Below are 22,756 nucleotides of genomic sequence, written 5' to 3' on the forward strand. Positions count from 1 at the left end.
CCAATGACGAGACAAGCAACATGGCAACTTCCATAACAACTCCTCCTTCTGCCGACGCGGCCCTGTTCGAGTCGGTCGAGTCGACCGACCTCGTCGGGCTGGTCGAGGCCCAGCTGACGCGCGCCATCGTCGAAGGACGGCTGGCCCCCGGCAGCCGCATCGTCGAGGCCGACATCGCGCGCCGCATGGGCGTGAGCCGCGCGCCGGTGCGCGAGGCGGCGCGGCGGCTCGAACGCCAGGGCGTGCTGGTGGCCAAACCGCGCCACGGCTTCGCGGTGCGGACCATCAGCGTGCAGGAGATCGACGATTTGTTCGAGGTGCGCCTGAGCCTCGAACTCACCTCCATCGAGCTGGCCTGCCGCAAGGCCGACGAAGCGGGCATCGCGCGCGTGCAGGCGCTGGTCGAGGCCATGGTGCGCGAGGCCAACACGCAGCCGCAGCACCACCGCATCGCCAACGACCTGGCGCTGCACACGCTGATCTGCGAGCTGTCGGGCAATGCGCACCTGCACCGCATCTTCATGAACACGCAGACCGAGATGCAGATGATCATCGCGCTGATCGACGCGGTCTACCACGACCCCACCGCCATGGCCGAGACCCACCGCCCCATCGTCGATGCGCTGGTGCGCCGCGACCCCGAGGCCGCCAAGGCCGCGATGCGCGTGCACCTGGAAGACGCCTGGCAGCACGTGCGCGCGCTGTTCATGAAGCAGCACGGCGCCGCGCCCCTTCCCGCCCATGCCTGAGACCGGAGAGACACACCGATGAAAGTCGTCTACAGCGATACCCACAAGGACCACGACCCGCAGCTCTTCATGGTGCGCGGCAAGCTCAAGCGCAGCAACGAGCAGCCCGAGCGTGCATTCCGCCTGCTCGAGGCGGTGCAGCAGGAAGGCCACGAGATCGTCGCCACGCGCGACTTCGGCGCCGGCCCGCGCGCCGCCATCCACACGCCCGAGTACCTGCGCTTCCTCGAAACCGCCTACGCGCGCTGGCAGCTGCTGGACGACCCGTCGGAAGAAGTGATGCCCAACATCCACCCCTTCCCGGGCCAGCCCTGCACCTACCCCGACAGCGTGGTCGGCCAGGCCGGCTTCCACATGGGCGACAACGCCTGCTCCATCGGCGCGCGCACCTGGGAGGCCGCCATCGCCTCGGCGAACATGGCCACGCATGCGGCGCAGCTCGTGCTCGGTGGCGAGCGCGCGGCCTATGCGCTGTGCCGGCCGCCCGGCCACCACGCGTACGCCGACCGCGCCAATGGCTTCTGCTACCTCAACAACGTGGCCATTGCCGCGCAGCACCTGCGCGGCGTGCACGACCGCGTGGCCATCCTCGACATCGACGTGCACCACGGCAATGGCACGCAGGGGATCTTCTACCGCCGCGCCGACGTGCTGACCATCTCGCTGCACGGCGACCCGCGCAACTTCACGCCCTTCTTCATCGGCCACGCGCACGAGCGCGGCGAAGGCGAAGGCCTGGGCTACAACATCAACAAGCCGCTGCCGCTGGGCACTGACATCGACGGCTACCTGCCCGCGCTGCGCGATGCCTGCGACAGCATCCGTGCCTATGCGCCCGACGCACTCGTGGTGGCGCTGGGGCTCGACGCGCACGAGCGCGATCCCTACAAGGGCATGAAGATCCAGACCGCCGGCTTCGCCGTGCTGCTGGCCGAGATCGCGCGCCTGGGGCTGCCCACGGTGCTGGTGCAGGAAGGCGGCTACCTTTCCGACGACCTGGGGCCGAACATTGCGAGTGCGCTGCGCGGTTTCGAGAGCGTCGCATGACGAATGCAGAGTTCGCCGACGCGCAGGTGCTCAGCGAAGCCTCGCCCGCGCTCGACGACGCCTGGGTGCGCGAGCTCGCGCGCGAGCGCTACGGCATCGAAGGCGAGATGAAGCCGCTGACCGGCGAGCGTGACCGCAACTACCGGCTCGAGCGCGCCACCGACGGCGCCCGCTTCATGCTGAAGATCTCGCACCCGGCCGAGACCGCGCTGGTCGCCGACTTCCAGACCCAGGCCCTGCTGCACCTCGCGACCACCGACCCCGGCCTGCCGGTGCAGCGCATCGTGCCGACGCGCGAGGGCGCCGCCTCCTTCATCTGCGACCCGGGCGACGGCCTGCCGCGCGTGGTGCGCCTCTTCAGCTACCTGCCCGGCCTGCCGCTGCCCGAGGCGCCGCGCACGCCGCGGCAGCAGCAGAACCTCGCGCGCATGCTGGCCCGGCTCGACCTCGCGCTCGCGGGCTTCGAGCACCCGGCCGGCGAGCTGCCGCTGCCCTGGGACCTGCAGCGCGCCGACAGCGTGCGCGGCCTGCTCGCGCACATCGCCGAGCCGGAGCGCCGCGCGCTGGCCGCCGCCGCGCTCGACCGTTTCGAGCGCGATGCCAGGCCGGTGCTGCGCACGCTGCCCGCGCAGCCGATCCACAACGACTTCAACATCTACAACCTGCTGGTCGACCCGGCCGACACCGACCGCATCGCCGCGATCCTCGACTTCGGCGACATGGTGCGCGCGCCGTGCATCAACGACCTGGCCGTGGCCGCCGCCTACCAGGCCGGCACGGGCGACGATCCGCTCGCGGCCATCGTGCCGCTGGTCGCCGCGTACCACGCGGTGCGGCCGCTGTCGACGGCCGAGGCCGGCGTGCTGTTCGACCTGATCACGGCGCGGCTCGTGATGGTGGTGGCCATCAGCGGCTGGCGCGCCGCGCGCTATCCCGAGAACGCGCCCTACCTGCTGCGCAACAACCCGCTGTCGTGGGCGCGGCTGCAGGCCTGCGAGCGCGTCGGCAGTGCCGCGGCGACAGCAGCCTTTCGCCGCGCGCTGAAGCTCTGAGAGACCGCCCATGACTTCCCTCGCCCCTTCGACCCAGGCCCTCGTCGAGCGTCGCGCGCGCGTGCTCGGCCCGGCCTACCGCCTGTTCTACGACACGCCGCTGCACCCGGTGCGCGGCGAAGGCGTGTGGCTGTACGACGCCGAGGGCCGGCCCCATCTCGACGCCTACAACAACGTCGCCTCCGTCGGCCATTGCCATCCGCACGTGGTCGAGGCCATCGCGCGCCAGGCCGGCGTGCTCAACACCCACACGCGCTACCTGCACGAGGGCGTGCTCGACTACGCCGAGCGGCTGCTCGCCACCCTGCCGGCCGAACTCGCGCACGCGATGTTCACCTGCACCGGCAGCGAGGCCAATGATTTGGCGATGCGCATCGCACGCGCGCACACCAAGGCCGAGGGGCTGATCGTCACGCGCTTCGCGTACCACGGCGTCACCGCGTCGATTGCCGAGGCCTCGCCTTCGCTCGGCAAGTTCGTGCAGCTTGGCGACGCAGTGCGCACCGTGCCCGCGCCCGACAGCTACCGCATCGCGCCCGGCGAGCTGGGCCGCGCGTTCGCGAACGGCGTGCGCGAGGCCATCGCCGACCTCAAGGCGCAGGGCATGCGCCCGGCCGCCCTGATGGTCGACACCGTGTTCTCGAGCGACGGCATCTTCACCGACCCGCCCGGCTTCATGGCCGAGGCGGTGGACGCGGTGCGCGAGGCCGGCGGCCTCTTCATCGCCGACGAAGTGCAGCCCGGCCTCGGCCGCACCGGCGACGCGTTCTGGGGCTTCCAGCGGCATGGCGTGGTGCCCGACATCGTCACCATGGGCAAGCCGCTCGGCGCCGGCCATCCGCTGGCCGGCCTTGCGGTGCGGCCCGGGGTGCTGGCCGCCTTCGGCCGCGAGTGCCGCTACTTCAACACCTTCGGCGGCAACCCGGTCTCGATGGCCGCGGGCATGGCGGTGCTCGACGTGATCGAGCGCGAAGGCCTGATGGCCAACGCGCAGCGCGTCGGCCGTTACCTGCGTGCGCAGATCGCGAAGCTCGCCGAGCGCCATGCGCTGATCGGCGACGTGCGCGGCGCGGGCCTGTTCGTGGGCGTGGAGCTCGTCACGGACCGCCGCGTCCGCACGCCCGCCACCGCGGAAACCGCGCGCATCGTCAACGGCCTGCGCGAGAGGCAGGTGCTGCTGAGCGCCACCGGCGAACATGCCAGCACGCTCAAGATCCGCCCGCCGCTGGTGTTTTCCGAAGCCCATGCCGACCTGCTGGTCGAGACGCTGGACCAGGTGCTGGCCGGCCTCTGACCGATCGCATGGCGCCGATCGCCGCCTTGCGCCAGAATCGTTCGCCCCCACGACCCTTGCCATCATGAACATCGTCGATTCCTTTGCCGCCCACGCCTCCCGCTTCGTCGACATCCGGCGCGACATCCACGCCCATCCCGAACTCGGCTTCGAGGAGCACCGCACTTCCGAAAAGGTGGCGGGCCTGCTTGCCGAATGGGGCATCGAGGTGCACCGCGGCATTGCCGGCACCGGCCTGGTCGGCGTGCTGCGCAAGGGCACCGGCACGCGCACCATCGGCCTGCGCGCCGACATGGATGCGCTGCCGCTGCACGAGGCCAACGAGTTCGCCCACAAGTCCACCCATGCCGGCCGCATGCACGCCTGCGGCCACGACGGCCACACCACCATGCTGCTGGCCGCCGCCTGGCACCTGTCGCAGCAGGGGCCCGACGACTTCGACGGCACCGTGCATTTCATCTTCCAGCCGGCCGAGGAGATGGGCAAGGCCGGTGCGAAGAAGATGATCCAGGACGGCCTGTTCGAGCGCTTCCCGTGCGACGCGGTCTTTGCGCTGCACAACTTTCCCGTCGGCGACGTGGGCCGCTTCGCGCTCAACGAAGGCGCGCTGATGGCGTCGAGCAACACCTACAGGATCACCATGCATGGGCGCGGCACGCATGCCTCGATGCCGCACACCGGCATCGACCCCGTGGCCGCGGTGGTCACGCTCGCGCAGCAGCTGCAGACCATCGTGCCGCGCACCATTCCGAGCACCGAGCGCGCCCTGCTTGCGGTCACGCAGCTGCAGGGCTCGGATGCGCCCAACGTGATTCCCGATGTGGCCACGGTCGGCGGCACCATCCGCACCTTCTCCATCGAGGCGATCGACAAGATCGAGGCGCGGCTGCGCGAAGTGGCGGCCGGCGTGGCCGCCGCGCACGGCTGCACGGCCGAGGTTTTCTTCAACCGTTCCTCGCCGCCGGTGGTCAACCACCCGGCCGAGGCGCGCTTTGCCGCCAGCGTGATGCGCGAGGTGGTGGGCGACGGCATGGTCACCGACAACTTCCCTGCCGTGATGGGCGCCGAGGACTTCGCCCACATGCTGCTCGCGCGGCCCGGCTGCTATGCGTTCCTGGGCAATGGCGACGGCGACCACCGGCTCGACGGCCACGGGCCCGGCCCTTGCATCATCCACAACACCTCGTTCGACTTCAACGACGAGATCATTCCGATCGGCGCCAGCTACTTCGTGAAGCTGGTGCAGCGCTGGCTGCCGTCGGGCGGCTGAGCGAAGAAGTTTTCCACTGCAACGACGATGATGAAAGCGGCCAACCCGATGACCTCCACCCTGTTCACCCGGCGTTCGCTCGCTGCCCTTGCAGCCGCCGCGGCACTCGGCGCCCTTGCGCCCGTGCACGCGCAGCAGCGCGTGATCCACATCGTCGTGCCCTTCGGCACGGGCGCGGTGCAGGACACGGTGGCGCGCGCCTTCAACGCCGAACTGGGCGCGGCGCTCAACGCCAGCGCCATCGTCGAGAACCGCGCGGGCGCGGGCGGCACGGTGGGCGCGGCGGCGGTGGCCAAGGCGCCGCCGGACGGCAACACGCTGGTGCTCGCGGCCGCGAGCCACAACATCGCGGGCTTCCTGTACAGCAAGCTGTCGTACGACCCGCTGAAGGATTTCGTCGGCGTGGCCAACATCGGCAACGCGGGCTACGCGCTGGCGGTCTCGAGCGGGCTCAACGTGTCGAACACGGCGGACTTCATCAAGGAGGTCAAGGCCAATCCGGGCAAGTACAACTACGCCTCGGCCGGCAACGGCAGCGCCACGCACCTGGCGATGGCGTCGTTCCTCGCCAAGGCCGGGCTGCAGATGACGCACATCCCGACCAAGTCGACCGGCGAGGCCGTCAACGAGGTGCTCGCGGGCCGCGTGCAGGCCGTGATCTCGTCGAGCATCGGCGTGATGGGTTTCCAGGCCGATCCGCGCATGAAGCTGCTCGCCTCCACCGGCCAGGCGCGCAGCCCGTTCCTGCCCAGCCTGCCGACGGTGGCCGAGAGCGGCCTGCCGGGCTACGCCTTCGATTCATGGATCGGCCTGCTCGCGCCGGCGGGCACGCCCAAGGCCGAGGTCGAGCGCCTCAACGCGGCCACCAACAAGGTGCTGTCCGATCCGGCGATCCAGGAGCGCTTCAAGCGCCTGGGCGTGGAGCCGCGCACGCAAAGCGCCGAGGAGTTCCAGAAGCTGCTGCGTGCCGATTGGGATGCGATGGGCGCGGTGGTGAAGGCTTCGGGGGCGAAGATCGACTGATCTTGTGCTGTTGTTCTTGGCGCTCTTGTTCGGGGCGCTCTTGTTCGGGGCGCGTGCACAGGCCACCGGGTACTCCCCTCCGCGAATGTCCCCCGGCCTGCGGCCTCCTCCTTGATTTCGCTGCGGGGAGCACCCGATGCCCTGTGCACAGGGCACGCTGTTGGTTCGCGGCTGATCAACCCGTGCTCTGAACACGAGCACGCCGATGGGGTGCCTTGCGCAGCGAAATAAAGGAGGAGGCCGCAGGCCGGGGGACATTCGCGGAGCAAGGTACCCCGTCGGCGTGATCGCGCCCCGAAGGTCCCGTCTGTGCCCCGATATCACAGAAGCCCTTAACTCCGAAAGAGTGCGTCCCCTACACATATCTTGACGATATATCATCAATATATTTAAAGTAGGACCCTTCCCCACCGCACATCCAGGAGCGCTCACGTGACCCAACCCCGCTGGCAAGGCATCTTCCCCGCCATCACCACCAAGTTCCACGCCGACGAAAGCATCGATGCCGAAGGCACCGCGCGGCATATCGACTTCCAGATCCGCAACGGCATCCACGGCCTCGTGACCTGCGGCTCGCTGGGCGAAGCCAGCACGCTCACGCTCGAAGAGAAGCTGCAGGTGGCGAAGATCGCGCTGGAAGCGGCCGACGGCCGCATCCCGGTGCTGGCCAATGTGTCGGAAACCAGCACGCGCGAGGCGCTGCGCTACGTGGACGGCGCCAACAAGCTCGGCGTGGCCGGCTTCATGGTGATGCCCTCGGTGATCTACGTGGCCGACGCGCGCGAGGCCATGCTCAATGTGCGCACCATCGCCAATTCGGCGCAAAAACCCATCATGGTCTACAACAACCCGGTGGCCTACCGGGTGGACCTGAAGCCCGAGCACATGCTGGAGCTCGCGGACTGCGAATGGATCGCGGCCATCAAGGAAAGCTCGGACGACATCCGCCGCATCACGGATCTGCGCAACACGGTGGGCGATCGCTACCAGCTGTTCCTGGGCGTGGACGACCTGGCCTACGAAGGCCTGGCGCTGGGCTGCGACGGCCTGCTGGCAGGCGTGGGCTGCGCCTTCCCGCGCGAGACGGTGGCGCTGTACGACCTGATGAAGGCGGGCAAGTTCGCCGAGGCGCTGAAGCTCTACCAGTGGATGACGCCGATGCTGCACCTGGACGTGTCGACCAAGCTGGTGCAGAACCTCAAGCTGATCGACGTGCTGGTGGGCGTGGGCAGCGAGCACATGCGACGCCCGCGGCTGCCGCTCATCGGCAATGAGCGCGCGGCCATCGAGGCCATCGTGAAGAAGGCGCTGGCCACGCGGCCAGCGCAGTACCGGTCGGTCATGTAATAACCGCTCTTTTCATTGTTCCAACCCAGGAAGAAGCATGAAGACAAAAGCAAGCATGGTTCCACTTCTCGGCGTCGTCGGCCTCGTGGCACTTGCCATCCCTGGCCTGGCGAATGCGCAGGAGCAGGTCGTCAAGATCGGCCACAGCGGGCCGCTCTCGGGTCCCAATGCCTTCGCGGGCAAGGACAATGAAAACGGCGTGCGCCTCGCCATCGAGGAGCTCAATGCGAAGAAACTCGTCGTCGGCGGCAAGACGCTGAAGTTCGAACTGGTGTCCGAAGACGACCAGTGCGATGCCAAGACCGGCGTGAGCGTGGCGCAGAAGTTCGTGGACGACGGCGTCAAGTACGTCATGGGCCCGTACTGCTCGGGCGTGGCCATCCCTGCCTCGCGCATCTATGCCGACGGCGGCACCATGGTCTCCACCGTGGGCACCAACCCGAAGGTCACGCAGGGCGGCTACAAGAACCTCTATCGCATCATCGCGAGCGACAACCAGATCGGTTCCAGCATGGCCGTGTATGCGGCCAAGGAGCTGAAGGTGAAGAAGGTCGGCGTGATCGACGACCGCACCGCCTTCGGCCAGGGCCTGGCGGAAGAGTTCACCAAGGAAGCGAAGAAGCAGGGCCTCACGGTGGTCGGCCAGGAGTTCACCACCGACAAGGCCGTGGACTTCACCGCCATCCTCACCAACATGAAGGCCAAGGCGCCCGAGGCCATTTTCTTCGGCGGCTATGCGCCGCAGGCCGCCCCCATGGCGCGCCAGATGAAGCAGCTCGCCGTGCCCGGCAAGCTGCTGGGCGGCGACACCGTCTGCAGCCCCGCCACCGGCAAGATCGGCGGCGACGCGGTCAACGACCTGGTGTTCTGCGCGCAGGGCGGCTCCATGCTCGAGAAGGCGCAGACCGGTCCGGCCTTCAAGGAGAAATTCAAGAAGCGCTTCAATGCGGACCCCGATGCGTATGCCGCCTCCTACTACGACCAGGTGCTCTTCATCGGCGAGTCGATGAAAAAGGCCAACTCGATCGATCCCGACAAGGTGGGCGCGCAGCTCTACAAGGACACCTACAAGGGCGTGGCCGCCACCTACAGCTACGACGACAAGGGCAACATGAAGCAGGCGCCCATCACCGTCTTCACCTTCAAGAACGCGGCCCCGGTGCCCATCGCCAGCTACTGAACGGACGACGCCGCATGCAGCGCATCCAGATCATCGACTCTCACACGGGCGGCGAGCCCACGCGCCTGGTCATCGGCGGGTTTCCCGACCTGGGCGGCGGCTCCATGGCCGAGCGCCGCGCGCTGCTGGCCGACCGGCACGACAAATGGCGCGCGGCCACCGTGCTCGAGCCACGCGGCAGCGATGTGGTGGTGGGCGCGCTGCTGTGCGAGCCCGTGTCGAAAGACGCCGCGGCCGGCGTGATCTTCTTCAACAACACCGGCTACCTGGGCATGTGCGGCCACGGCACCATCGGCCTGGTCGCGAGCCTCGCGCACATGGGGCGCATCGGCGCCGGCCAGCACCGCATCGAGACGCCCGTGGGCACCGTCACGGCCACGCTGCATGCCGATGGTTCGGTCAGCGTGCGCAACGTGCCCGCGTACCGGCATCTGCGCCAGGCGGCGGTGGAACTGCCTGGCCATGGCACGGTGCGCGGCGACGTGGCCTGGGGCGGCAACTGGTTCTTCCTGGTGAGCGAGCACGGCCAGCGCGTGGCCAGCGACAACCTCGACGCGCTGACCGGCTACGCCGCGGCCCTGCGCCGCGCGCTCGCGGCGCAGGGCATCAGGGGCGCCGACGGCGCGGAGATCGATCACATCGAGCTCTTCGCCGCCGACGACGAAGGCGCCGACAGCCGCAACTTCGTGCTGTGCCCCGGCAATGCCTACGACCGCTCGCCCTGCGGCACCGGCACCAGCGCCAAGATCGCCTGCCTCGCGGCCGACGGCAAGCTCGCGCCGGGCGAAGTGTGGACGCAGGCCAGCGTGATCGGCAGCCGCTTCGAGGCCAGCTACGCGTTGGAAGATGGCGGCAGGGTCATTCCGACGCTGCGCGGGCGCGCCCACATCAGCGCCGAAGCGACGCTGCTGATCGACGGCAACGATCCTTTCGGGTGGGGAATCCGGCTCTAGCGCCGGCCGGCATGGATTCGGATGTGATCGTCATCGGCGCCGGCATCGTCGGTGCCGCCTGCGCGCATGCGCTGGCGCAGGCCGGCCGCCGCGTGCTGGTGCTCGACGCGCGCATCGGTGGCGCCACCGGCGCGGGCATGGGCCACCTCGTGGTGATGGACGACAACCCGGCCGAACTTGCGTTGAGCCGCCATTCGATCGCGCAGTGGCGCGCCCTGGTGCCGCGCATGGGCGAAGACTGCGCGTACAGCGCCTGCGGCACGCTCTGGATCGCGGCCAACGAAGAAGAAATGGCCGAGGCCGAGCGCAAGCGGCAGCGGCTGCATGCACACGGCATCGACAGCCGCCTGCTCGATGCGCCTGCGCTCGCACGCGCCGAGCCCGCGCTGCGCCAAGGCCTCGCTGGCGCGCTCGAAGTGCCCGGCGACGGCATCCTCTATGCGCCGAACGCGGCGCGCTGGCTGCTCGCGCAGGGCGGCGATGCGATCTGCGTCGAGCACGCGCAGGTCGATGCGATTGAAGACGACGGCACGCTGCAGCTTGCCGACGGCAGCCGCCGCACCGCGCCGCAGGTCGTGCTGGCCAACGGCATCGAAGCGACGGCGCTGTGCCCCGAACTCCCGATCCGTCCCAAGAAGGGCCACCTGTTGATCACCGACCGCTACCCTGGCACGGTGCACCACCAGCTCGTCGAACTCGGCTATGTGACCAGCGCGCACCACAGCGACGGCGATTCGGTCGCCTTCAACGTGCAGCCGCGGCCCACGGGCCAGCTGCTGATCGGCTCCTCGCGCCAGTTCGGCACCACCGATCCGGCCGTCGAAGCGCCGATGCTCGCGCGCATGCTGCAGCGCGCAATCGGCTACCTGCCGGGGCTCGCGGACCTCAACGCGGTCCGCTCCTGGACCGGCATGCGCGCCGCCACGCCCGACGGGCTGCCGCTGCTGGGCAAGCACCCGTGGCGCGAGAAGCTCTGGCTCGCGGTCGGCCACGAAGGCCTGGGCGTGACCACCGCGCCGGGCAGCGCGCACCTGCTCGCAGCGCTGATGACCGGCGCCGGGCCCGGGTTCGACGCGGCGCCCTATGCGCCGCGCGGCCTGCTGGAGGAGCGCATGAGCGCAGCGCCAAGGGTGCACCAGTGAGCGGCCAGACCCTGCTGCACATCGACGGCCAACCCGTCCGCGTGAAGGCGGGCAGCTCGGTCGCCGCGGCGCTGCGCGTGGCCGGCGGCATGGGCGTGGCGCGCACCTCCGTCACGGGCCAGCCGCGCGCGCCTTTCTGCGGCATGGGCGTGTGCCAGGAATGCCGCGTGCTGATCGACGGCCGGCGCAGGCTCGCCTGCCAGGCGGTCTGCGCCGAAGGCATGCGCGTGGAGACCTCGGAATGACCGCTCTGGCGCTGGAGCACTGCGACCTGCTGATCGTCGGCGCAGGCCCCGCCGGCATGGCCGCGGCGGTGGCCGCTGCGCCGAGCGGCGCATCGATCGCCGTGATCGACGACAACCCCGCGCCCGGCGGGCAGATCTGGCGCGACGGCCCCGGCGCATCGCTGCCCGTGGCTGCGCGCACCTGGCGCGATGCGCTCGAACGCCATGCCAACATCCGCGTGTGCAGCGGCACGCGCGTCGTGGCGGCGCCTGCGCGCAACGAACTGCTGCTCGAAGACGCCGAACGCGGCTGGCGCATGCAGTGGAACAAACTGATCCTCTGCACCGGCGCGCGCGAGCTGCTGCTGCCCTTCCCGGGCTGGACGCTGCCCGGCGTCACGGGCGCGGGGGGATTGCAGGCGCTCATCAAGGCGGGCCTGCCGGTCGAAGGCGAACGCATCGTGATCGCGGGCAGCGGGCCTCTGCTGCTGGCCGCCGCGGCCACCGCACGCGCGGCGGGCGCCAAGGTCGTGCGCGTTGCCGAGCAGGCCTCGTTCGCGGCGGTCGCGGGCTTTGCAGCCAGCCTGCTGCGCTGGCCGGGCAAGGCGATGCAGGCGGTGACGTTGGCCGATGGGCAGTACCGCACCTCATCGCGCATCGTTTCGGCGCACGGCGGGGCGCAGGTCGAGTCGGTCCGGCTTCTCCAGGGCGACCGCGAGGTGGAGATCGCCTGCGACCGCATCGCCTGCGGCTTCGGCCTCGTGCCCAACACGCAGCTCGGCCGGATGCTGGGCTGCACCCTCGCGCCCACGGATGCCGGGGCACAGGCGCTGGCTGTCGATGCGTTGCAAGCGACCAGCCTGCCCGGCATCTACGCGGCCGGCGAATGCACCGGTTTCGGCGGCAGCGAGCGCGCGCTGGTCCAGGGAACCATCGCCGGCCATGCGGCGGTCGGGAGCGAGCGCGCGGCGAAGCCGCACGAAGCTGAGCGCGCCCGCTGGAATGCCTTTGCGGCGCGGCTGCACCGAAGCTTCGCCCTCGGCCCCGCCATCAGGCAGATGCCGCAGCCCGGCACCCTCGTATGCCGCTGCGAAGACGTACCCTTCTCCGCATTGGCGGATTGCAGCGGCTGGATCGACGCCAAGCTCCATCGCCGCTGCGGCATGGGTGCCTGCCAGGGGCGCGTGTGCGGCGATGCGGCGCAGTTCCTGTTCGGCTGGACGCCGCCCGCGCCGCGGCCGCCGCTCTCGCCGGCGCGCATCGCAACGCTGGCCGGCCTCGCGGGCCATGAGGATGTGGACCGACAATGAGCCCGAAGCAGCTGCAGCAAAAGAAAACAATGTCCGCCACGAAGACCGTGCCCCGCCCCCAGCCCAAGCGACGGGCTGCCGACCTCGCCTATGACGCGATCGAGACGCTGCTGTCCACGCTGCAGCTGGAGCCCGGCAGCCAGATCGTCGAAGCCGACCTCGCCGAGCGCACCGGCCTGGGCCGCACCCCGGTGCGCGAGGCGCTGATGCGCATGGTGTCCATCGGCCTCATCGTGCAGCAGCCGCGCCGCGGCCTGCTGGTGTCGACCATCGACCTGGCCGACCACCTCGACGTGATCCAGACCCGGCGCGTGCTCGAACGGCTGATTGCGGCCTGCTCGGCGCGCCGCGCCACCGCGCTGCAGCGCAAGGAGATCGTGCGCTGTGCCGAGCTGATGGTGAAGGCCGCCCATCGCGGCGACCTGAACGACTACATGCAGGCCGACCGCGCGCTCGACCTCGTCAACCACCAGGCGAGCCATAACGATTCGGCGGTGAAGGCCGTGATTCCGGTCATCGTGCAGTGCCGCCGCTTCTGGTATGCCTACCAGCATGAAGGCGAGATCGTGGAAGGCGCCAATGCGCACCTCGAGCTCGCGCAGGGCATCGCAACCGGCGACGAGGCCGCGGCCGTCGCGGGCGCCAACCGCCTGATGGACTACCTCGAGCTGTTCGCCCGCAAGGTGATCGACAACTGAGGCCCCGGTTTGCGGGCGCGTCCGCCAGGCGGCAAGCCCGGGGAATTCCGCGTGCCGCGGCGTGGCCATCGGCGCATACTGGCCCGATGGCCGTCGCACCCCGCGCCCAACCCGAGGACTTCTTCAGCACCGAGGAGTGGCAGTCGCTCACCGCCCGCTCTTCATGGAAGGGCCTGTGCCTGGTGGCGCACTGCTGGGGCGTCATCGGCGCCGCGATGCTCGCGGGCATCGAGTGGCCGTGGATCGTGCCGCTCATGGTGCCGATCGTCGGCGCGCGGCAGCTCGGTCTCTTCATCCTCATGCATGATGCCGCGCATGCAGGCCTGCACCGCAGCCGCAGGGTCAACGACTGGGTGGGTTACTGGCTGTGCTCCTCCACGCTGCGCGACTACCGGCCCTACCACCTGCAGCACCACCGCTTCGTGCAGCAGACCGAAGACCCGGACCTGGTGCTGTCCGCGCCCTTCCCGATCACGCGCGATTCGATGTGGCGCAAGGCCGTGCGCGACCTGAGCGGCCAGACCTTCTACAAGCAGCGCTTCGGCCACATCGCCGAAGGCATCCGGCACCGCGCACCCGGCGAATCGGCGCTGAAGGCCTTCGGGCGCGAGCTGGCGAAAGACCGCCGCTTCCTCGCCGGCAACGGCCTCGGCCTGCTGGCCTTCGCGCTGGCCGGGCATGGGTGGGCCTGGCTCCTGATGTGGCTGCTGCCGATGGCCACCTGGCTGCCGCTCGTGAGCCGCGTGCGCAACATCGCCGAACATGCGCTGGTGGCGCAGAACGAGGCCGATCCGCTGCGCCAGGCGCGCACCACGCACGCCGGCTGGCTGGAGCGCGCGCTGGTGGCGCCCTACTGGGTCAACTACCACTGCGAGCACCACATGTTCACCAGCCTGCCCTGCTGGAGCCTGCCGAAGGCGCACCGCCTGCTGCAGCGGCGCGGCGCCACCGCGCGCATGGAAGTGCAGCCGGGCTACCTGAGCCTGCTCAAGCGCGCCGCGCCCGCCTGACGGGCGCCCGGCCGCTGCTTCAGTCCGCGGCCAGCTCGGGTCCGGGCCAGCCCAGCAGCTCGGCCAGCCGCTGCACGATCCAGCCGGCCTCGGCCGCCGACACGCCGGCTTCGGGCGCCGTGAGCCCGGCATGGATGCGCCGCAGGATCTCGCTCTCGACCGGCACCTCGGTGTGGTGCTGGATCTGCGCGTGGCCCACGAGGTGGCTGGCGAGGTCCTCGCATATCTCGTAGCGCTCGCGCACCACGCCGATCGGCTCCGACAGGCGCTGGCGCGCATCGCTGTAGACCGCGAAGAACGAGGGCGGGATGAAGATCTGGTTGTCGTCGGACATCGCGGATTGGATTTGTGGCTGCCCCAATGACAAAACGCGCCCGGGGGCGCGTTCGTCGCGGCTCTTGCGAGCCTCCGGGGGCTGGATCAGCCGCCCTTCTTGGCGCGCTTGCCGGGGTTCTTCTTGCTGCGCGTGGCGGTGCCGCGTTCCAGGCTGACCTTCTGGCCGCCACCGGACTTGGGCAGGGCGTAGCCGGGCAGGGGCGTCGGCTTCGGGGTGGCAACGCGGTCGGCTTCGGTACGAATTTTCTTGGGCATGAAAAGCTCGGGTAAAAAAGTGATGTTCGAGGCTCAATTAGGCCACAGCGGGGATTTTGCCTGCCGGAAGCCGAAGCAACCGGCACGGCGGGGTGACTTTCAGAGCTCCAGCAGGCGCACCTTCACGCTCTTGCCCTTCACGCGGCCGCTCGAGAGCTTGCGTGCCGCTTCGGCCGCAATGCCGCGCTCCACGGCCACATAGGTCGAGAACTCGTTGACGTTGATCTTGCCGACCTGGTCCTTGGCGTAGCCGCAGTCGCCGGTGAGCGCGCCCAGCACGTCGCCGGCGCGGATCTTCTCCTTGCGCCCGCCCACGATCTGCAAGGTGGCCATGGGCGGCGCGAGCGGCGCGCCCTGGGCCGGCGTGAGCTCGGCCAGCGGGTGCCATTCGGATTCGCGGCCCTGCAGCTGCTCGATCTTGCCGACGCTGCCCATCTCGTCCATGCTCGCCAGGTTCAGCGCAAGGCCCTCGGCGCCGCCCTGCTGGCCCACGCGGCCGGTGCGTCCGATGCGGTGGATGTGGATTTCGGCGTCCGGCGTCACGTCGACGTTGATCACGGCCTCGAGCTGCGCAATGTCCAGCCCGCGCGCCGCCACGTCGGTCGCCACCAGCACCGAGCAGCTGCGGTTGGCAAACTGCACCAGCACCTGGTCGCGCTCGCGCTGCTCCAGCTCGCCGAACAGCGCCAGTGCGCTGAAGCCCTGGGCCTGCAGCACCTCGACGAGGTCGCGGCACTGCTGCTTGGTGTTGCAGAAGGCCAGCGTGCTGACGGGGCGGAAATGGTCGAGCAGCAGGCTCACGGCATGCAGCCGTTCGCTTTCCTTCACCTGGTACCAGCGCTGGCGGATCTTGCTGCCTTCATGCTGCGCCTGCACCGTGATCTGCTCGGGGCTCTTCATGAACTGCTGCGCGAGCTTGGCGATGCCTTCGGGGTAGGTGGCCGAGAACAGCAGCGTCTGGCGCTCCTTGGGGCACTGGCGCGCCACCTTCACGATGTCGTCGAAGAAGCCCATGTCGAGCATGCGGTCGGCCTCGTCGAGCACCAGCGTGTTGAGCGCCTCGAGGTTCAGGTTCTCGCGCTCCAGGTGGTCCATGATGCGGCCCGGCGTGCCCACCACGATGTGCGCGCCGTGCTCCAGGCTGGCAATCTGCCCGCGCAGCGCGACGCCGCCGCAGAGCGTGACCACCTTGATGTTCTCTTCCGCACGCGCCAGGCGGCGGATTTCGGTCGTGACCTGGTCGGCCAGTTCGCGCGTCGGGCACAGCACCATCGCCTGGATGGCGAAGCGGCGCGGGTTCAGGTTGGAGAGCAGCGCCAGCGCAAAGGCGGCCGTCTTGCCGCTGCCGGTCTTGGCCTGCGCGATCAGGTCCTTGCCGAGCAGCGCCGGCGGCAGCGCGGCCGCCTGGATCGCCGTCATCTGCGTGTAGCCGAGCTGCGTGAGGTTGGCCAGCATCTGGGGCGAAAGCGCCAGCGCGGCAAAACCGTTCTCGGCCTGGGGGCCGCCGGCGGTGGAAGAGGGTGTGGTCATCGTTTTGCAGCCGGACGGCCGCAACAAAAACAAAGGCCTTGCCAAGCGCCTGCCGCGGGGCGCTTGCAAGGCCCTTCGTCCGTCGCGGATCAGCGGCGAGGTGCGTTGTTGTTGCCGGAGTTGGTCGGCGGCGGGCCGCGACGCTCCAGGTGGCGGAAGGTGATGCGACCCTTGGTCAGGTCGTAGGGCGAGAGTTCGAGCGACACCTTGTCACCCGCCAGGATGCGGATGTGGTGCTTGCGCATCTTGCCGCCGCTGTAGGCGATCAGCTGGTGGCCGTTGTCGAGCGTCACGCGGTAGCGCGAGTCGGGCAGGACTTCGGTCACTGCGCCGTTCATTTCGATCAGTTCTTCCTTGGGCATGTGTGATTACCTCTGAATTCTCGTTCGATGTGTGTTGGAGATGAAGATGGGCGTAATTGTTTCAGCCCGCGCACGGCAAGGCCAGCGGTGCGCTGCGGGGGTGGCGTTCGCGCACCCAGCCGAGGCCCTGGGCGACGGCATAGCGTGCCGCGGCGGCGTGGCTGGCAAAGCGCGGCGTGAAACGCATCACGCGGTCGTGCATGCCGCTGCCCCGGCCGGAGCGGATCGAGACGGACGCGGCGAAATTGCCGTCGTCCTGGTGGCGAATGAGCGGGGAAACAAGGTACTTGCCCACCGCGATACTGTGTTGAATGATGTCCATGAAGCCTTGGCACCCTGCGCGGAAAGTGTGCGCGGGATGCCGAAAAAATAATTGAAAACGGGCGTGGGCCGGCCGGAATGGCGCGGCGGACGCGCTATTCGCTTCAACAAGAACGAAGGCAGTGGTGGCAATCATGGGCGCCCGGTCTGGCGCTCCAACACACTGTGAAGCCGGCTTGAGGAAAAGAGGCCTGAAAAATCCAAGGGACGGTGCAGGTCAGCCGGCGGATGACGAAAAGTGCTTCGTCGTGGTATCGAAACGAACCCGGCATTATAGCCCGCGGGGCATGACAGTTGCTTGCCTTAAAAACAACGTATCGATGAATCAGGCATCAAATGCCCGCCGGCCGAGCGTCTGGTGCTATTAAAAATATAGCAACAAGGCGCCTCAGCCGATCCCGAGCATCCGCTTGTTGGCCGCCACGTCCACGCCGCCCGCCGCAAAATCGTCGAAGGCCCGGTCGGCCACGCGGATGATGTGGTCGGCAATGAAGGCCGCGCCCTCGCGTGCGCCGTCCTCGGGGTGCTTGATGCAGCATTCCCACTCGAGCACCGCCCAGCCCGGGAAGTCGTACTGCGCCATCTTCGAGAAGATGGCCTTGAAATTCACCTGCCCGTCGCCCAGCGAGCGGAAGCGCCCCGCCCGGTTGATCCAGCTCTGGAAGCCGCCGTACACGCCCTGCTTGCCGGTCGGGTTGAACTCGGCGTCCTTCACGTGGAAGATCTTGATGCGCTCGTGGTAGTGGTCGATGTAGGCCAGGTAGTCGAGCTGCTGCAGCATGAAGTGGCTCGGGTCGTACAAGAGGCAGGCGCGCGGGTGGTTGTCCACGCGCTCCAAAAACATCTCGTAGCTCACGCCGTCGTGCAGGTCTTCGCCGGGGTGGATCTCGTAGCCCACGTCCACGCCCGCCGCGTCGAAGGCATCGAGGATCGGGCGCCAGCGGCGCGCGAGCTCGTCGAAGGCTTCCTCGATGAGTCCCGGCGGGCGCGGTGGCCACGAATACAGGTACGGCCAGGCCAGCGCGCCCGAGAAGGTGGCATGCGCCGTGAGTCCCAGGTTGGCCGAGGCTCTGGCCGCGAAGTGCAATTGCTCCACCGCCCATTGCTGGCGCCGCACCGGATCGCCGCGCACCTCGGGCGCCGCGAAGCCGTTGAAGCCCGCGTCGTAGGCCGGATGCACTGCGACCAGCTGGCCCTGCAGGTGGGTCGACAGCTCGGTGATCTCGAGGCCGTGCGCGGCCAGCGTGCCCTTGATTTCGTCGCAGTAGGTCCTGCTCTCGGCGGCCTTCTTCAAGTCGAACAGGCGCGGGTCCCAGCTCGGGATCTGCACGCCCTTGTAGCCCAGCCCGGCCGCCCAGCCGGCAATGGCGTCGAGCGAATTGAACGGGGCTTGGTCCCCGGCGAACTGGGCCAGGAATATGGCCGGGCCCTTGATCGTTTTCATGGCTTGTCTTCCTTCTTGGTCGTGGCGGCGTTGAAAGCATACTTTGGCGTGTCGTCCGACCCCGTGCGAGAGGCCAAAGCGCCACAATGGACTTTCCTTTCCGCACAGCACGCCCTGCTCGTCCCGCGATGCCGCAACCCGTTTCCGCCCGGCTGAAGATAGGCTTGTCCGCCTGCTTTTCCCATGCCGATCCGGCGCGTTCGCTCTTCACCAACAAGACGCTGCAATACGTCGAGCAATCCATCGCGCACTGGCTGATGTCGGCCGGCGCCATGGTGGTGATGGTGCCCTGCCCCACGGGCGAAACCGCGCGCGGCGACACCAAGCTCTCGCACTACGCCGAATGGCTCGACGGCGTGGTGATGCACGGCGGCGCCGACGTCTGGCCCGGCAGCTACGGCGAGGAGCCGCTCAAGGATGCCTGGGTGGGCGACCGCATCCGCGACCTGTACGACCTGGCGCTGGTCGAGGCCTTCGAACAGGCCGGCAAGCCGATCTTCGGCGTCTGCCGCGGGCTGCAGCTGATCAACGTGGCCTTCGGCGGCACGCTCTACCAGGACATCGAGGCGCAGCACGAGCACCCCGAAACCATCCGTCACCGCGACCCGGTGACCTACGACCAGAACTTCCACCAGATCGAGATCGTGGAGGGCACGCGACTGGCCAAGCTCTACCCCGAGGTGAAGACCGCCAAGGTCAACAGCATCCACCACCAGGGCGTGAAAGACCTCGCGCCGGGCTTCGAGATCGAGGCCTGGAGCCTGCCCGACCGCGTGCCCGAGGCCATCCGCCGCCGTTCCGACAGGGGCCGCAGCTACATCGCCGCCACGCAGTGGCACCCCGAGTTCCACAAATACGGCAGCACCGAGACGGTGGACGACACGCCGATCCTGCACGACTTTCTCTGGGCCTGCGCCACCGCGAAGGTGGCGCCGCGCACCGTGCCCGATGCAGGGCACGGCCGGATCCGCGACCGCGCGGCGCGGGTGCTGCGCCAGGCGCTGCTGCGGCGCTGACGCGCCGGCCGGTTAGCGCCGCTCGGAACGGTTCGTGCTGCCGCTGACGCCAGCGTCGATGGTGCCGAACACCGTCACCCCGCTGCCGGACGACGCGGCGGCGCGGTCGCTGCCGCCGGCCGGCCCCGTGCCGGCGCAGCCCGCCGCCAGGGCGCCCATCGCGATGGCAAGAACAGCTGCAATGAATGGCTTCACGGAAAACTCCAGGCAAGGGTGGGACTTGCGGCCACTATAGGCCGGCGCTTCCCGGGCCCTGCAACAACACACGCGCCGGCGGCAGGGTTGTTGTCGATCAGCGCGGATCGGTGGCCAGCAGCATCGCCACCATCGACTGCAGGTCCCGCCGCAGCCGCGCCGCACCGGCCTCGTCGAGCGCCAGCGTGGCCTCGTCCATGTAGAGCCTGCGGTTGACCTCCACCTGGATGCTGTGCCGCTGCCCGGCCGGCCGGCCATGGCGGCGCACCAGTTCCACGCCCTTGTAGGGATGGTTGTAGTCCACGCTGTAGCCGCGCGCGCGCAGGTGCTCGCAGATGCTTTGCGACAGCGCCGGGTCAGCGGTGCTGCCGTCGCGGTCGCCGATCACGAAGTCCGCATGCACGAGCCCCGGAAAATCGGTGGCGTGGCTGCCCGCCACCGCCGGCATCGAGTGGCAGTTGATGTGGATGCTGTAGCCGTGCCGCGCATGCGCCGCGTCGATGGCCTCGGCCACTGCGGCGTGGTAGGGCCGCCAGCAGTTGTCGATGCGCGCGCGCACCTCGTCCACGCCGAGCAGCCGGTCGTAGATCGGCAGGCCCTCGTCGGTGAGCTTCCAGATCAGGCCCTTGCCGAGCCGCACCTTGGCAAGCACACGCGGGTCGGTCGACAGGGGCTCGGTCCAGGGGCCGTCGAGCAGCGCGGTGTCCAGCTCGGTGGTGTCGCGGTTGGCGTCCAGGTAGCTGCGCGGAAAGTGCGCCTCGATCCACGCCGCGCCCATGGCGGGCGCAAAGGCGTAGAGCTTTTCAACGTGCGTGTCCTCGGCCCGCCGCAGCGTGGCCAGGTCGCAGGCGGGCCGGAAGTCCTCGGGGTAGACGGTGCCGCTGTGCGGCGAATCGAGCACCAGCGGCGTGTGCCCGGCAACGCTGGTCACCTGGGCGCGGGTTTGGATCAGTTTCAGGACAGGATGCATAGGCAGGTACCAGGTCAGTCCAATCGGATGCGGGCAAAGGCCGCGACCTTCTTCATCTTCTCGATCTCGCTGTCGATCTGCTTCGCGAACTCGGCCGGCGTGGTGCCCGACGCATAGAGCCCCTGCAGCGCCAGCCGCTCGCGCACCGTGGCGTCCTTGAGCGCCGTGGCCACGGCCTGCTGCATGCGCAGCGCGATGTCGGCCGGCGTGCCGGCGGGCGCCACCAGTCCGAACCACGACGGATCGTTGTTGGCCGGATAGCCGAGCTCGCGGTAGGTCGGCACCTCGGGCAGCACGTCGAGCCGGCCGCTCCAGGACACGGCCAGCGCCTTCAGCTTGCCCGCCTTCACGTGCGGCAGCGAAGAAGCCACCTGGTCGAAATACACCGGCACCTCGCCCGCGAGCACGTCGTTGATGGCCGGGCCCGCACCGCGGTAGGGGATGTGCACCATCGAGGTTCCGGTGCTGCTCTTGAAGAGTTCGCCCCACATGTGGCCGATGGTGCCGTTGCCCGGCGAGGCGTACGACACCTTGCCCGGATTCGCCTTCAGGTACTTCACGAGTTCCGCGAAGCTCTGCACCGGCAGCACGCGCGGGTTGATGACGACCACGCCCGGCGCCTTCACCAGTTCGGTCACGGCGACGAAGCCCTTGACCGGGTCGTAGGGCAGCTTCTGGTACACGGCCGGGTTCACGCCGTGCGTGGAGAGCGTGGCCACGCCGAACGAGAGGCCGTCCGGCGCGGAGCGGGCCACCTCGGCCATGCCGATGGAGCCGCCGGCGCCGGCGCGGTTGTCGATGACCACGGGCTGCTGGAGGATCTTGGCCAGCGGCTCTGACAGCACGCGCGCCGTGATGTCGGTGGCGCCACCGGGCGGGAAGGGCACGATCATGCGGATCGGCTTGCCTTGCTGGGCAAAGGATATTCCAGGAGCGACAGAAACTGCGGCCAGGGCGGAAAGAAGATGGCGACGTTGCATGGGGGTTTCTCCAATGAGACGAAAGTAATGAAGCAAAAGTTGCTCCGCTACTTGAAGCAAAGGATAGACCAGCTAACATTCTGATTTGGAATGTTTTAATGGGCATCCAGCCATGTCGCTCCGCCGCCTCAATCCGCCGCTGAACCTGCTGCGCGCCTTTTCCACCGTGGTGCGCTTCGGCGGTGTCTCGCGCGCCGCCGAGGCGCTGCACCTGACGCAGGGCGCGGTCAGCAAGCAGGTGCAGGAGCTGGAGCGCTGGATCGGCGTGCCGCTGTTCGAGCGCAGCCGCAAGCGCCTCGCGCTCACGCCCGCGGGCGAGCGCTACGAGAAGGCCGTGCGCGCCGTGCTCGTGCAGCTGGAGGCGGCCACGCTGGAGTTCATCACCAGCGGCGACGGCGGCGGCGCGCTGCACCTGTCGACCCTGCCCACCTTCGGCGCCAAGTGGCTGATTCCGCGCCTGCCCGAGTTCCAGCGCCTGCATCCCCAGATCACGCTGCATTTCGTGCCCTTCGTGCATGGCTACGACTTCGAGCGGCCCGAGCTCGATTGCGCGATCCTGTTCGGCGACGGCCACTGGCCCGGCGCGCGCTCGCACTACCTGGCGGGGCGGGACGTGGCGCTGATCGCGCCGCGCGCGGAGCTGGCCGAAGCCGCCATCCGCACGCCGCAGGACCTGGCGCGCTGCACCCTGCTGCGCCACGTCACGGTGCCGCAATCGTGGCTGCAGTGGAGCGAGGCGCATGGCGTGCGCGGGCTCGATCCGCTCGCCGGACCGCAGTTCGACCAGTTCCAGACCATGATCCGCGCGGTGATGGTGGGGATGGGCGTGGCGCTGGTGCCGCGCTGCCTGGTGCAGGACGAGATCGCCTCGGGGCTGGTGGACGAGCCGCTGCCGGGCGGCGGCTACCGCGGCGACCAGGGCTACTGGTTCTGCTACCCCGAGGGCCGCGGCCAGCTGGCCACGCTCGACCACTTCCGCCGCTGGCTGCTGGCCGAAGTCGACCGCGCCGCGGAGCCGGCGCCGCCCGCCCTGCCCTGAGCTCCGCGC

General features: G+C 69.1%; 25 protein-coding genes. 16 read left to right on the forward strand and 9 right to left on the reverse strand.

Annotated features, from left to right (window positions below):
- Positions 1-20 precede the first annotated feature (20 nt).
- The 14 genes from IB278_RS19280 (at position 21) to IB278_RS19345 (ending at position 14,299) form a co-directional block, all read left to right on the forward strand.
- Positions 21-749, forward strand: a complete 729-nt coding sequence (locus tag IB278_RS19280) for a GntR family transcriptional regulator (RefSeq protein ID WP_145739038.1) — start codon at positions 21-23, stop codon at positions 747-749.
- A gap of 18 nt (positions 750-767) precedes the next feature.
- Entirely contained in the window at positions 768-1,796 is a 1,029-nt protein-coding gene (locus IB278_RS19285; protein WP_145739039.1) for a histone deacetylase family protein, read from the forward strand.
- Entirely contained in the window at positions 1,793-2,848 is a 1,056-nt protein-coding gene (locus IB278_RS19290; protein ID WP_145739041.1) for a phosphotransferase, read from the forward strand. Before IB278_RS19285 ends, IB278_RS19290 begins: the two co-directional genes overlap by 4 nt.
- A gap of 10 nt (positions 2,849-2,858) precedes the next feature.
- Positions 2,859-4,142, forward strand: coding sequence for an aspartate aminotransferase family protein (locus IB278_RS19295; RefSeq protein WP_192324858.1), 1,284 nt, complete (start codon positions 2,859-2,861; stop codon positions 4,140-4,142).
- Between the two features lie 64 nt (positions 4,143-4,206).
- Positions 4,207-5,412: a M20 aminoacylase family protein gene (locus tag IB278_RS19300; protein WP_145739045.1), complete on the forward strand. Its 1,206-nt coding sequence runs from the start codon at positions 4,207-4,209 to the stop codon at positions 5,410-5,412.
- Positions 5,413-5,442: 30 nt separating this feature from the next.
- Entirely contained in the window at positions 5,443-6,435 is a 993-nt protein-coding gene (locus tag IB278_RS19305) for a tripartite tricarboxylate transporter substrate-binding protein (RefSeq protein ID WP_192324924.1), read from the forward strand.
- Positions 6,436-6,867: 432 nt separating this feature from the next.
- Positions 6,868-7,782 (forward strand): dihydrodipicolinate synthase family protein, encoded by a 915-nt coding sequence (locus IB278_RS19310; RefSeq protein WP_145739047.1) that lies wholly within the window; start codon positions 6,868-6,870, stop codon positions 7,780-7,782.
- Positions 7,783-7,819: 37 nt separating this feature from the next.
- Positions 7,820-8,962: a branched-chain amino acid ABC transporter substrate-binding protein gene (locus IB278_RS19315; protein WP_145739049.1), complete on the forward strand. Its 1,143-nt coding sequence runs from the start codon at positions 7,820-7,822 to the stop codon at positions 8,960-8,962.
- A gap of 14 nt (positions 8,963-8,976) precedes the next feature.
- Positions 8,977-9,915 carry a 4-hydroxyproline epimerase gene (locus tag IB278_RS19320; protein WP_145739050.1) on the forward strand — a complete coding sequence of 313 codons (939 nt, stop codon included), beginning with the start codon at positions 8,977-8,979 and terminating at the stop codon, positions 9,913-9,915.
- A gap of 11 nt (positions 9,916-9,926) precedes the next feature.
- Positions 9,927-11,057 (forward strand): NAD(P)/FAD-dependent oxidoreductase, encoded by a 1,131-nt coding sequence (locus tag IB278_RS19325; RefSeq protein WP_192324860.1) that lies wholly within the window; start codon positions 9,927-9,929, stop codon positions 11,055-11,057.
- On the forward strand, positions 11,054-11,302 hold the full coding sequence (locus IB278_RS19330) for a (2Fe-2S)-binding protein (protein ID WP_145739054.1): 249 nt from the start codon (positions 11,054-11,056) through the stop codon (positions 11,300-11,302). The genes IB278_RS19325 and IB278_RS19330 overlap by 4 nt, the downstream gene beginning before the upstream one ends.
- Complete coding sequence (locus IB278_RS19335) at positions 11,299-12,591, forward strand: FAD/NAD(P)-binding oxidoreductase (protein ID WP_192324862.1); 1,293 nt, start codon at positions 11,299-11,301, stop codon at positions 12,589-12,591. Before IB278_RS19330 ends, IB278_RS19335 begins: the two co-directional genes overlap by 4 nt.
- A gap of 29 nt (positions 12,592-12,620) precedes the next feature.
- Positions 12,621-13,289 carry a GntR family transcriptional regulator gene (locus tag IB278_RS19340; RefSeq protein WP_145739058.1) on the forward strand — a complete coding sequence of 223 codons (669 nt, stop codon included), beginning with the start codon at positions 12,621-12,623 and terminating at the stop codon, positions 13,287-13,289.
- Between the two features lie 86 nt (positions 13,290-13,375).
- Positions 13,376-14,299, forward strand: coding sequence for a fatty acid desaturase family protein (locus tag IB278_RS19345; protein WP_192324864.1), 924 nt, complete (start codon positions 13,376-13,378; stop codon positions 14,297-14,299).
- Between the two features lie 19 nt (positions 14,300-14,318).
- Here IB278_RS19345 and IB278_RS19350 read toward each other — a convergent pair whose 3' ends face one another.
- The 6 genes from IB278_RS19350 to IB278_RS19375 all read right to left on the reverse strand — a co-directional run bounded on the left by IB278_RS19350 (position 14,319) and on the right by IB278_RS19375 (position 18,547).
- On the reverse strand, positions 14,319-14,633 hold the full coding sequence (locus IB278_RS19350; protein ID WP_145739062.1) for a hypothetical protein: 315 nt from the start codon (positions 14,631-14,633) through the stop codon (positions 14,319-14,321).
- 86 nt (positions 14,634-14,719) lie between these two features.
- Entirely contained in the window at positions 14,720-14,890 is a 171-nt protein-coding gene (locus IB278_RS19355; protein WP_164547821.1) for a hypothetical protein, read from the reverse strand.
- A 99-nt stretch (positions 14,891-14,989) separates the two neighbouring features.
- Positions 14,990-16,420 carry an ATP-dependent RNA helicase DbpA gene (gene dbpA / locus IB278_RS19360; RefSeq protein ID WP_145739064.1) on the reverse strand — a complete coding sequence of 477 codons (1,431 nt, stop codon included), beginning with the start codon at positions 16,418-16,420 and terminating at the stop codon, positions 14,990-14,992.
- Between the two features lie 89 nt (positions 16,421-16,509).
- Positions 16,510-16,782 carry a translation initiation factor IF-1 gene (gene infA / locus IB278_RS19365; protein ID WP_015867950.1) on the reverse strand — a complete coding sequence of 91 codons (273 nt, stop codon included), beginning with the start codon at positions 16,780-16,782 and terminating at the stop codon, positions 16,510-16,512.
- Positions 16,783-16,843: 61 nt separating this feature from the next.
- A complete protein-coding gene (locus tag IB278_RS19370) occupies positions 16,844-17,104 on the reverse strand; it encodes a hypothetical protein (RefSeq protein WP_015867949.1) in 261 nt (86 codons plus the stop codon).
- 387 nt (positions 17,105-17,491) lie between these two features.
- Positions 17,492-18,547 (reverse strand): sugar phosphate isomerase/epimerase family protein, encoded by a 1,056-nt coding sequence (locus tag IB278_RS19375; protein ID WP_192324866.1) that lies wholly within the window; start codon positions 18,545-18,547, stop codon positions 17,492-17,494.
- 128 nt (positions 18,548-18,675) lie between these two features.
- Between IB278_RS19375 and IB278_RS19380 the strand changes: the two genes are divergently transcribed.
- Positions 18,676-19,563 carry a gamma-glutamyl-gamma-aminobutyrate hydrolase family protein gene (locus tag IB278_RS19380; RefSeq protein ID WP_145739068.1) on the forward strand — a complete coding sequence of 296 codons (888 nt, stop codon included), beginning with the start codon at positions 18,676-18,678 and terminating at the stop codon, positions 19,561-19,563.
- Between the two features lie 12 nt (positions 19,564-19,575).
- On the opposite strand, the gene IB278_RS19385 is transcribed toward IB278_RS19380, so the two are convergent.
- From IB278_RS19385 to IB278_RS19395, 3 genes are all read right to left on the reverse strand, one after another.
- Positions 19,576-19,758 carry a hypothetical protein gene (locus IB278_RS19385; protein WP_192324868.1) on the reverse strand — a complete coding sequence of 61 codons (183 nt, stop codon included), beginning with the start codon at positions 19,756-19,758 and terminating at the stop codon, positions 19,576-19,578.
- A 97-nt stretch (positions 19,759-19,855) separates the two neighbouring features.
- Positions 19,856-20,728 (reverse strand): N-formylglutamate amidohydrolase, encoded by an 873-nt coding sequence (locus IB278_RS19390; protein ID WP_192324870.1) that lies wholly within the window; start codon positions 20,726-20,728, stop codon positions 19,856-19,858.
- 14 nt (positions 20,729-20,742) lie between these two features.
- Positions 20,743-21,708 carry a tripartite tricarboxylate transporter substrate binding protein BugE gene (locus IB278_RS19395; RefSeq protein WP_145739074.1) on the reverse strand — a complete coding sequence of 322 codons (966 nt, stop codon included), beginning with the start codon at positions 21,706-21,708 and terminating at the stop codon, positions 20,743-20,745.
- Positions 21,709-21,820: 112 nt separating this feature from the next.
- Between IB278_RS19395 and IB278_RS19400 the strand changes: the two genes are divergently transcribed.
- On the forward strand, positions 21,821-22,747 hold the full coding sequence (locus IB278_RS19400) for a LysR substrate-binding domain-containing protein (RefSeq protein ID WP_145739076.1): 927 nt from the start codon (positions 21,821-21,823) through the stop codon (positions 22,745-22,747).
- Positions 22,748-22,756 lie beyond the last annotated feature (9 nt).

It is taken from the genome of Variovorax sp. VRV01 (assembly GCF_014852545.1).
GTDB lineage: Bacteria > Pseudomonadota > Gammaproteobacteria > Burkholderiales > Burkholderiaceae_C > Variovorax > Variovorax beijingensis_A.

Bases quoted from the DNA above. Each gene is read 5' to 3' on its own strand.
- IB278_RS19280 (WP_145739038.1), top strand. From the start codon at position 21: ATGGCAACTTCCATAACAACTCCTCCTTCTGCCGACGCGGCCCTGTTC.
- IB278_RS19285 (WP_145739039.1), top strand. From the start codon at position 768: ATGAAAGTCGTCTACAGCGATACCCACAAGGACCACGACCCGCAGCTC.
- IB278_RS19290 (WP_145739041.1), top strand. From the start codon at position 1,793: ATGACGAATGCAGAGTTCGCCGACGCGCAGGTGCTCAGCGAAGCCTCG.
- IB278_RS19295 (WP_192324858.1), top strand. From the start codon at position 2,859: ATGACTTCCCTCGCCCCTTCGACCCAGGCCCTCGTCGAGCGTCGCGCG.
- IB278_RS19300 (WP_145739045.1), top strand. From the start codon at position 4,207: ATGAACATCGTCGATTCCTTTGCCGCCCACGCCTCCCGCTTCGTCGAC.
- IB278_RS19305 (WP_192324924.1), top strand. From the start codon at position 5,443: ATGAAAGCGGCCAACCCGATGACCTCCACCCTGTTCACCCGGCGTTCG.
- IB278_RS19315 (WP_145739049.1), top strand. From the start codon at position 7,820: ATGAAGACAAAAGCAAGCATGGTTCCACTTCTCGGCGTCGTCGGCCTC.
- IB278_RS19320 (WP_145739050.1), top strand. From the start codon at position 8,977: ATGCAGCGCATCCAGATCATCGACTCTCACACGGGCGGCGAGCCCACG.
- IB278_RS19325 (WP_192324860.1), top strand. From the start codon at position 9,927: ATGGATTCGGATGTGATCGTCATCGGCGCCGGCATCGTCGGTGCCGCC.
- IB278_RS19335 (WP_192324862.1), top strand. From the start codon at position 11,299: ATGACCGCTCTGGCGCTGGAGCACTGCGACCTGCTGATCGTCGGCGCA.
- IB278_RS19340 (WP_145739058.1), top strand. From the start codon at position 12,621: ATGTCCGCCACGAAGACCGTGCCCCGCCCCCAGCCCAAGCGACGGGCT.
- IB278_RS19345 (WP_192324864.1), top strand. From the start codon at position 13,376: ATGGCCGTCGCACCCCGCGCCCAACCCGAGGACTTCTTCAGCACCGAG.
- IB278_RS19350 (WP_145739062.1), bottom strand. From the start codon at position 14,633: ATGTCCGACGACAACCAGATCTTCATCCCGCCCTCGTTCTTCGCGGTC.
- IB278_RS19355 (WP_164547821.1), bottom strand. From the start codon at position 14,890: ATGCCCAAGAAAATTCGTACCGAAGCCGACCGCGTTGCCACCCCGAAG.
- dbpA (WP_145739064.1), bottom strand. From the start codon at position 16,420: ATGACCACACCCTCTTCCACCGCCGGCGGCCCCCAGGCCGAGAACGGT.
- infA (WP_015867950.1), bottom strand. From the start codon at position 16,782: ATGCCCAAGGAAGAACTGATCGAAATGAACGGCGCAGTGACCGAAGTC.
- IB278_RS19370 (WP_015867949.1), bottom strand. From the start codon at position 17,104: ATGGACATCATTCAACACAGTATCGCGGTGGGCAAGTACCTTGTTTCC.
- IB278_RS19375 (WP_192324866.1), bottom strand. From the start codon at position 18,547: ATGAAAACGATCAAGGGCCCGGCCATATTCCTGGCCCAGTTCGCCGGG.
- IB278_RS19380 (WP_145739068.1), top strand. From the start codon at position 18,676: ATGCCGCAACCCGTTTCCGCCCGGCTGAAGATAGGCTTGTCCGCCTGC.
- IB278_RS19390 (WP_192324870.1), bottom strand. From the start codon at position 20,728: ATGCATCCTGTCCTGAAACTGATCCAAACCCGCGCCCAGGTGACCAGC.
- IB278_RS19395 (WP_145739074.1), bottom strand. From the start codon at position 21,708: ATGCAACGTCGCCATCTTCTTTCCGCCCTGGCCGCAGTTTCTGTCGCT.
- IB278_RS19400 (WP_145739076.1), top strand. From the start codon at position 21,821: ATGTCGCTCCGCCGCCTCAATCCGCCGCTGAACCTGCTGCGCGCCTTT.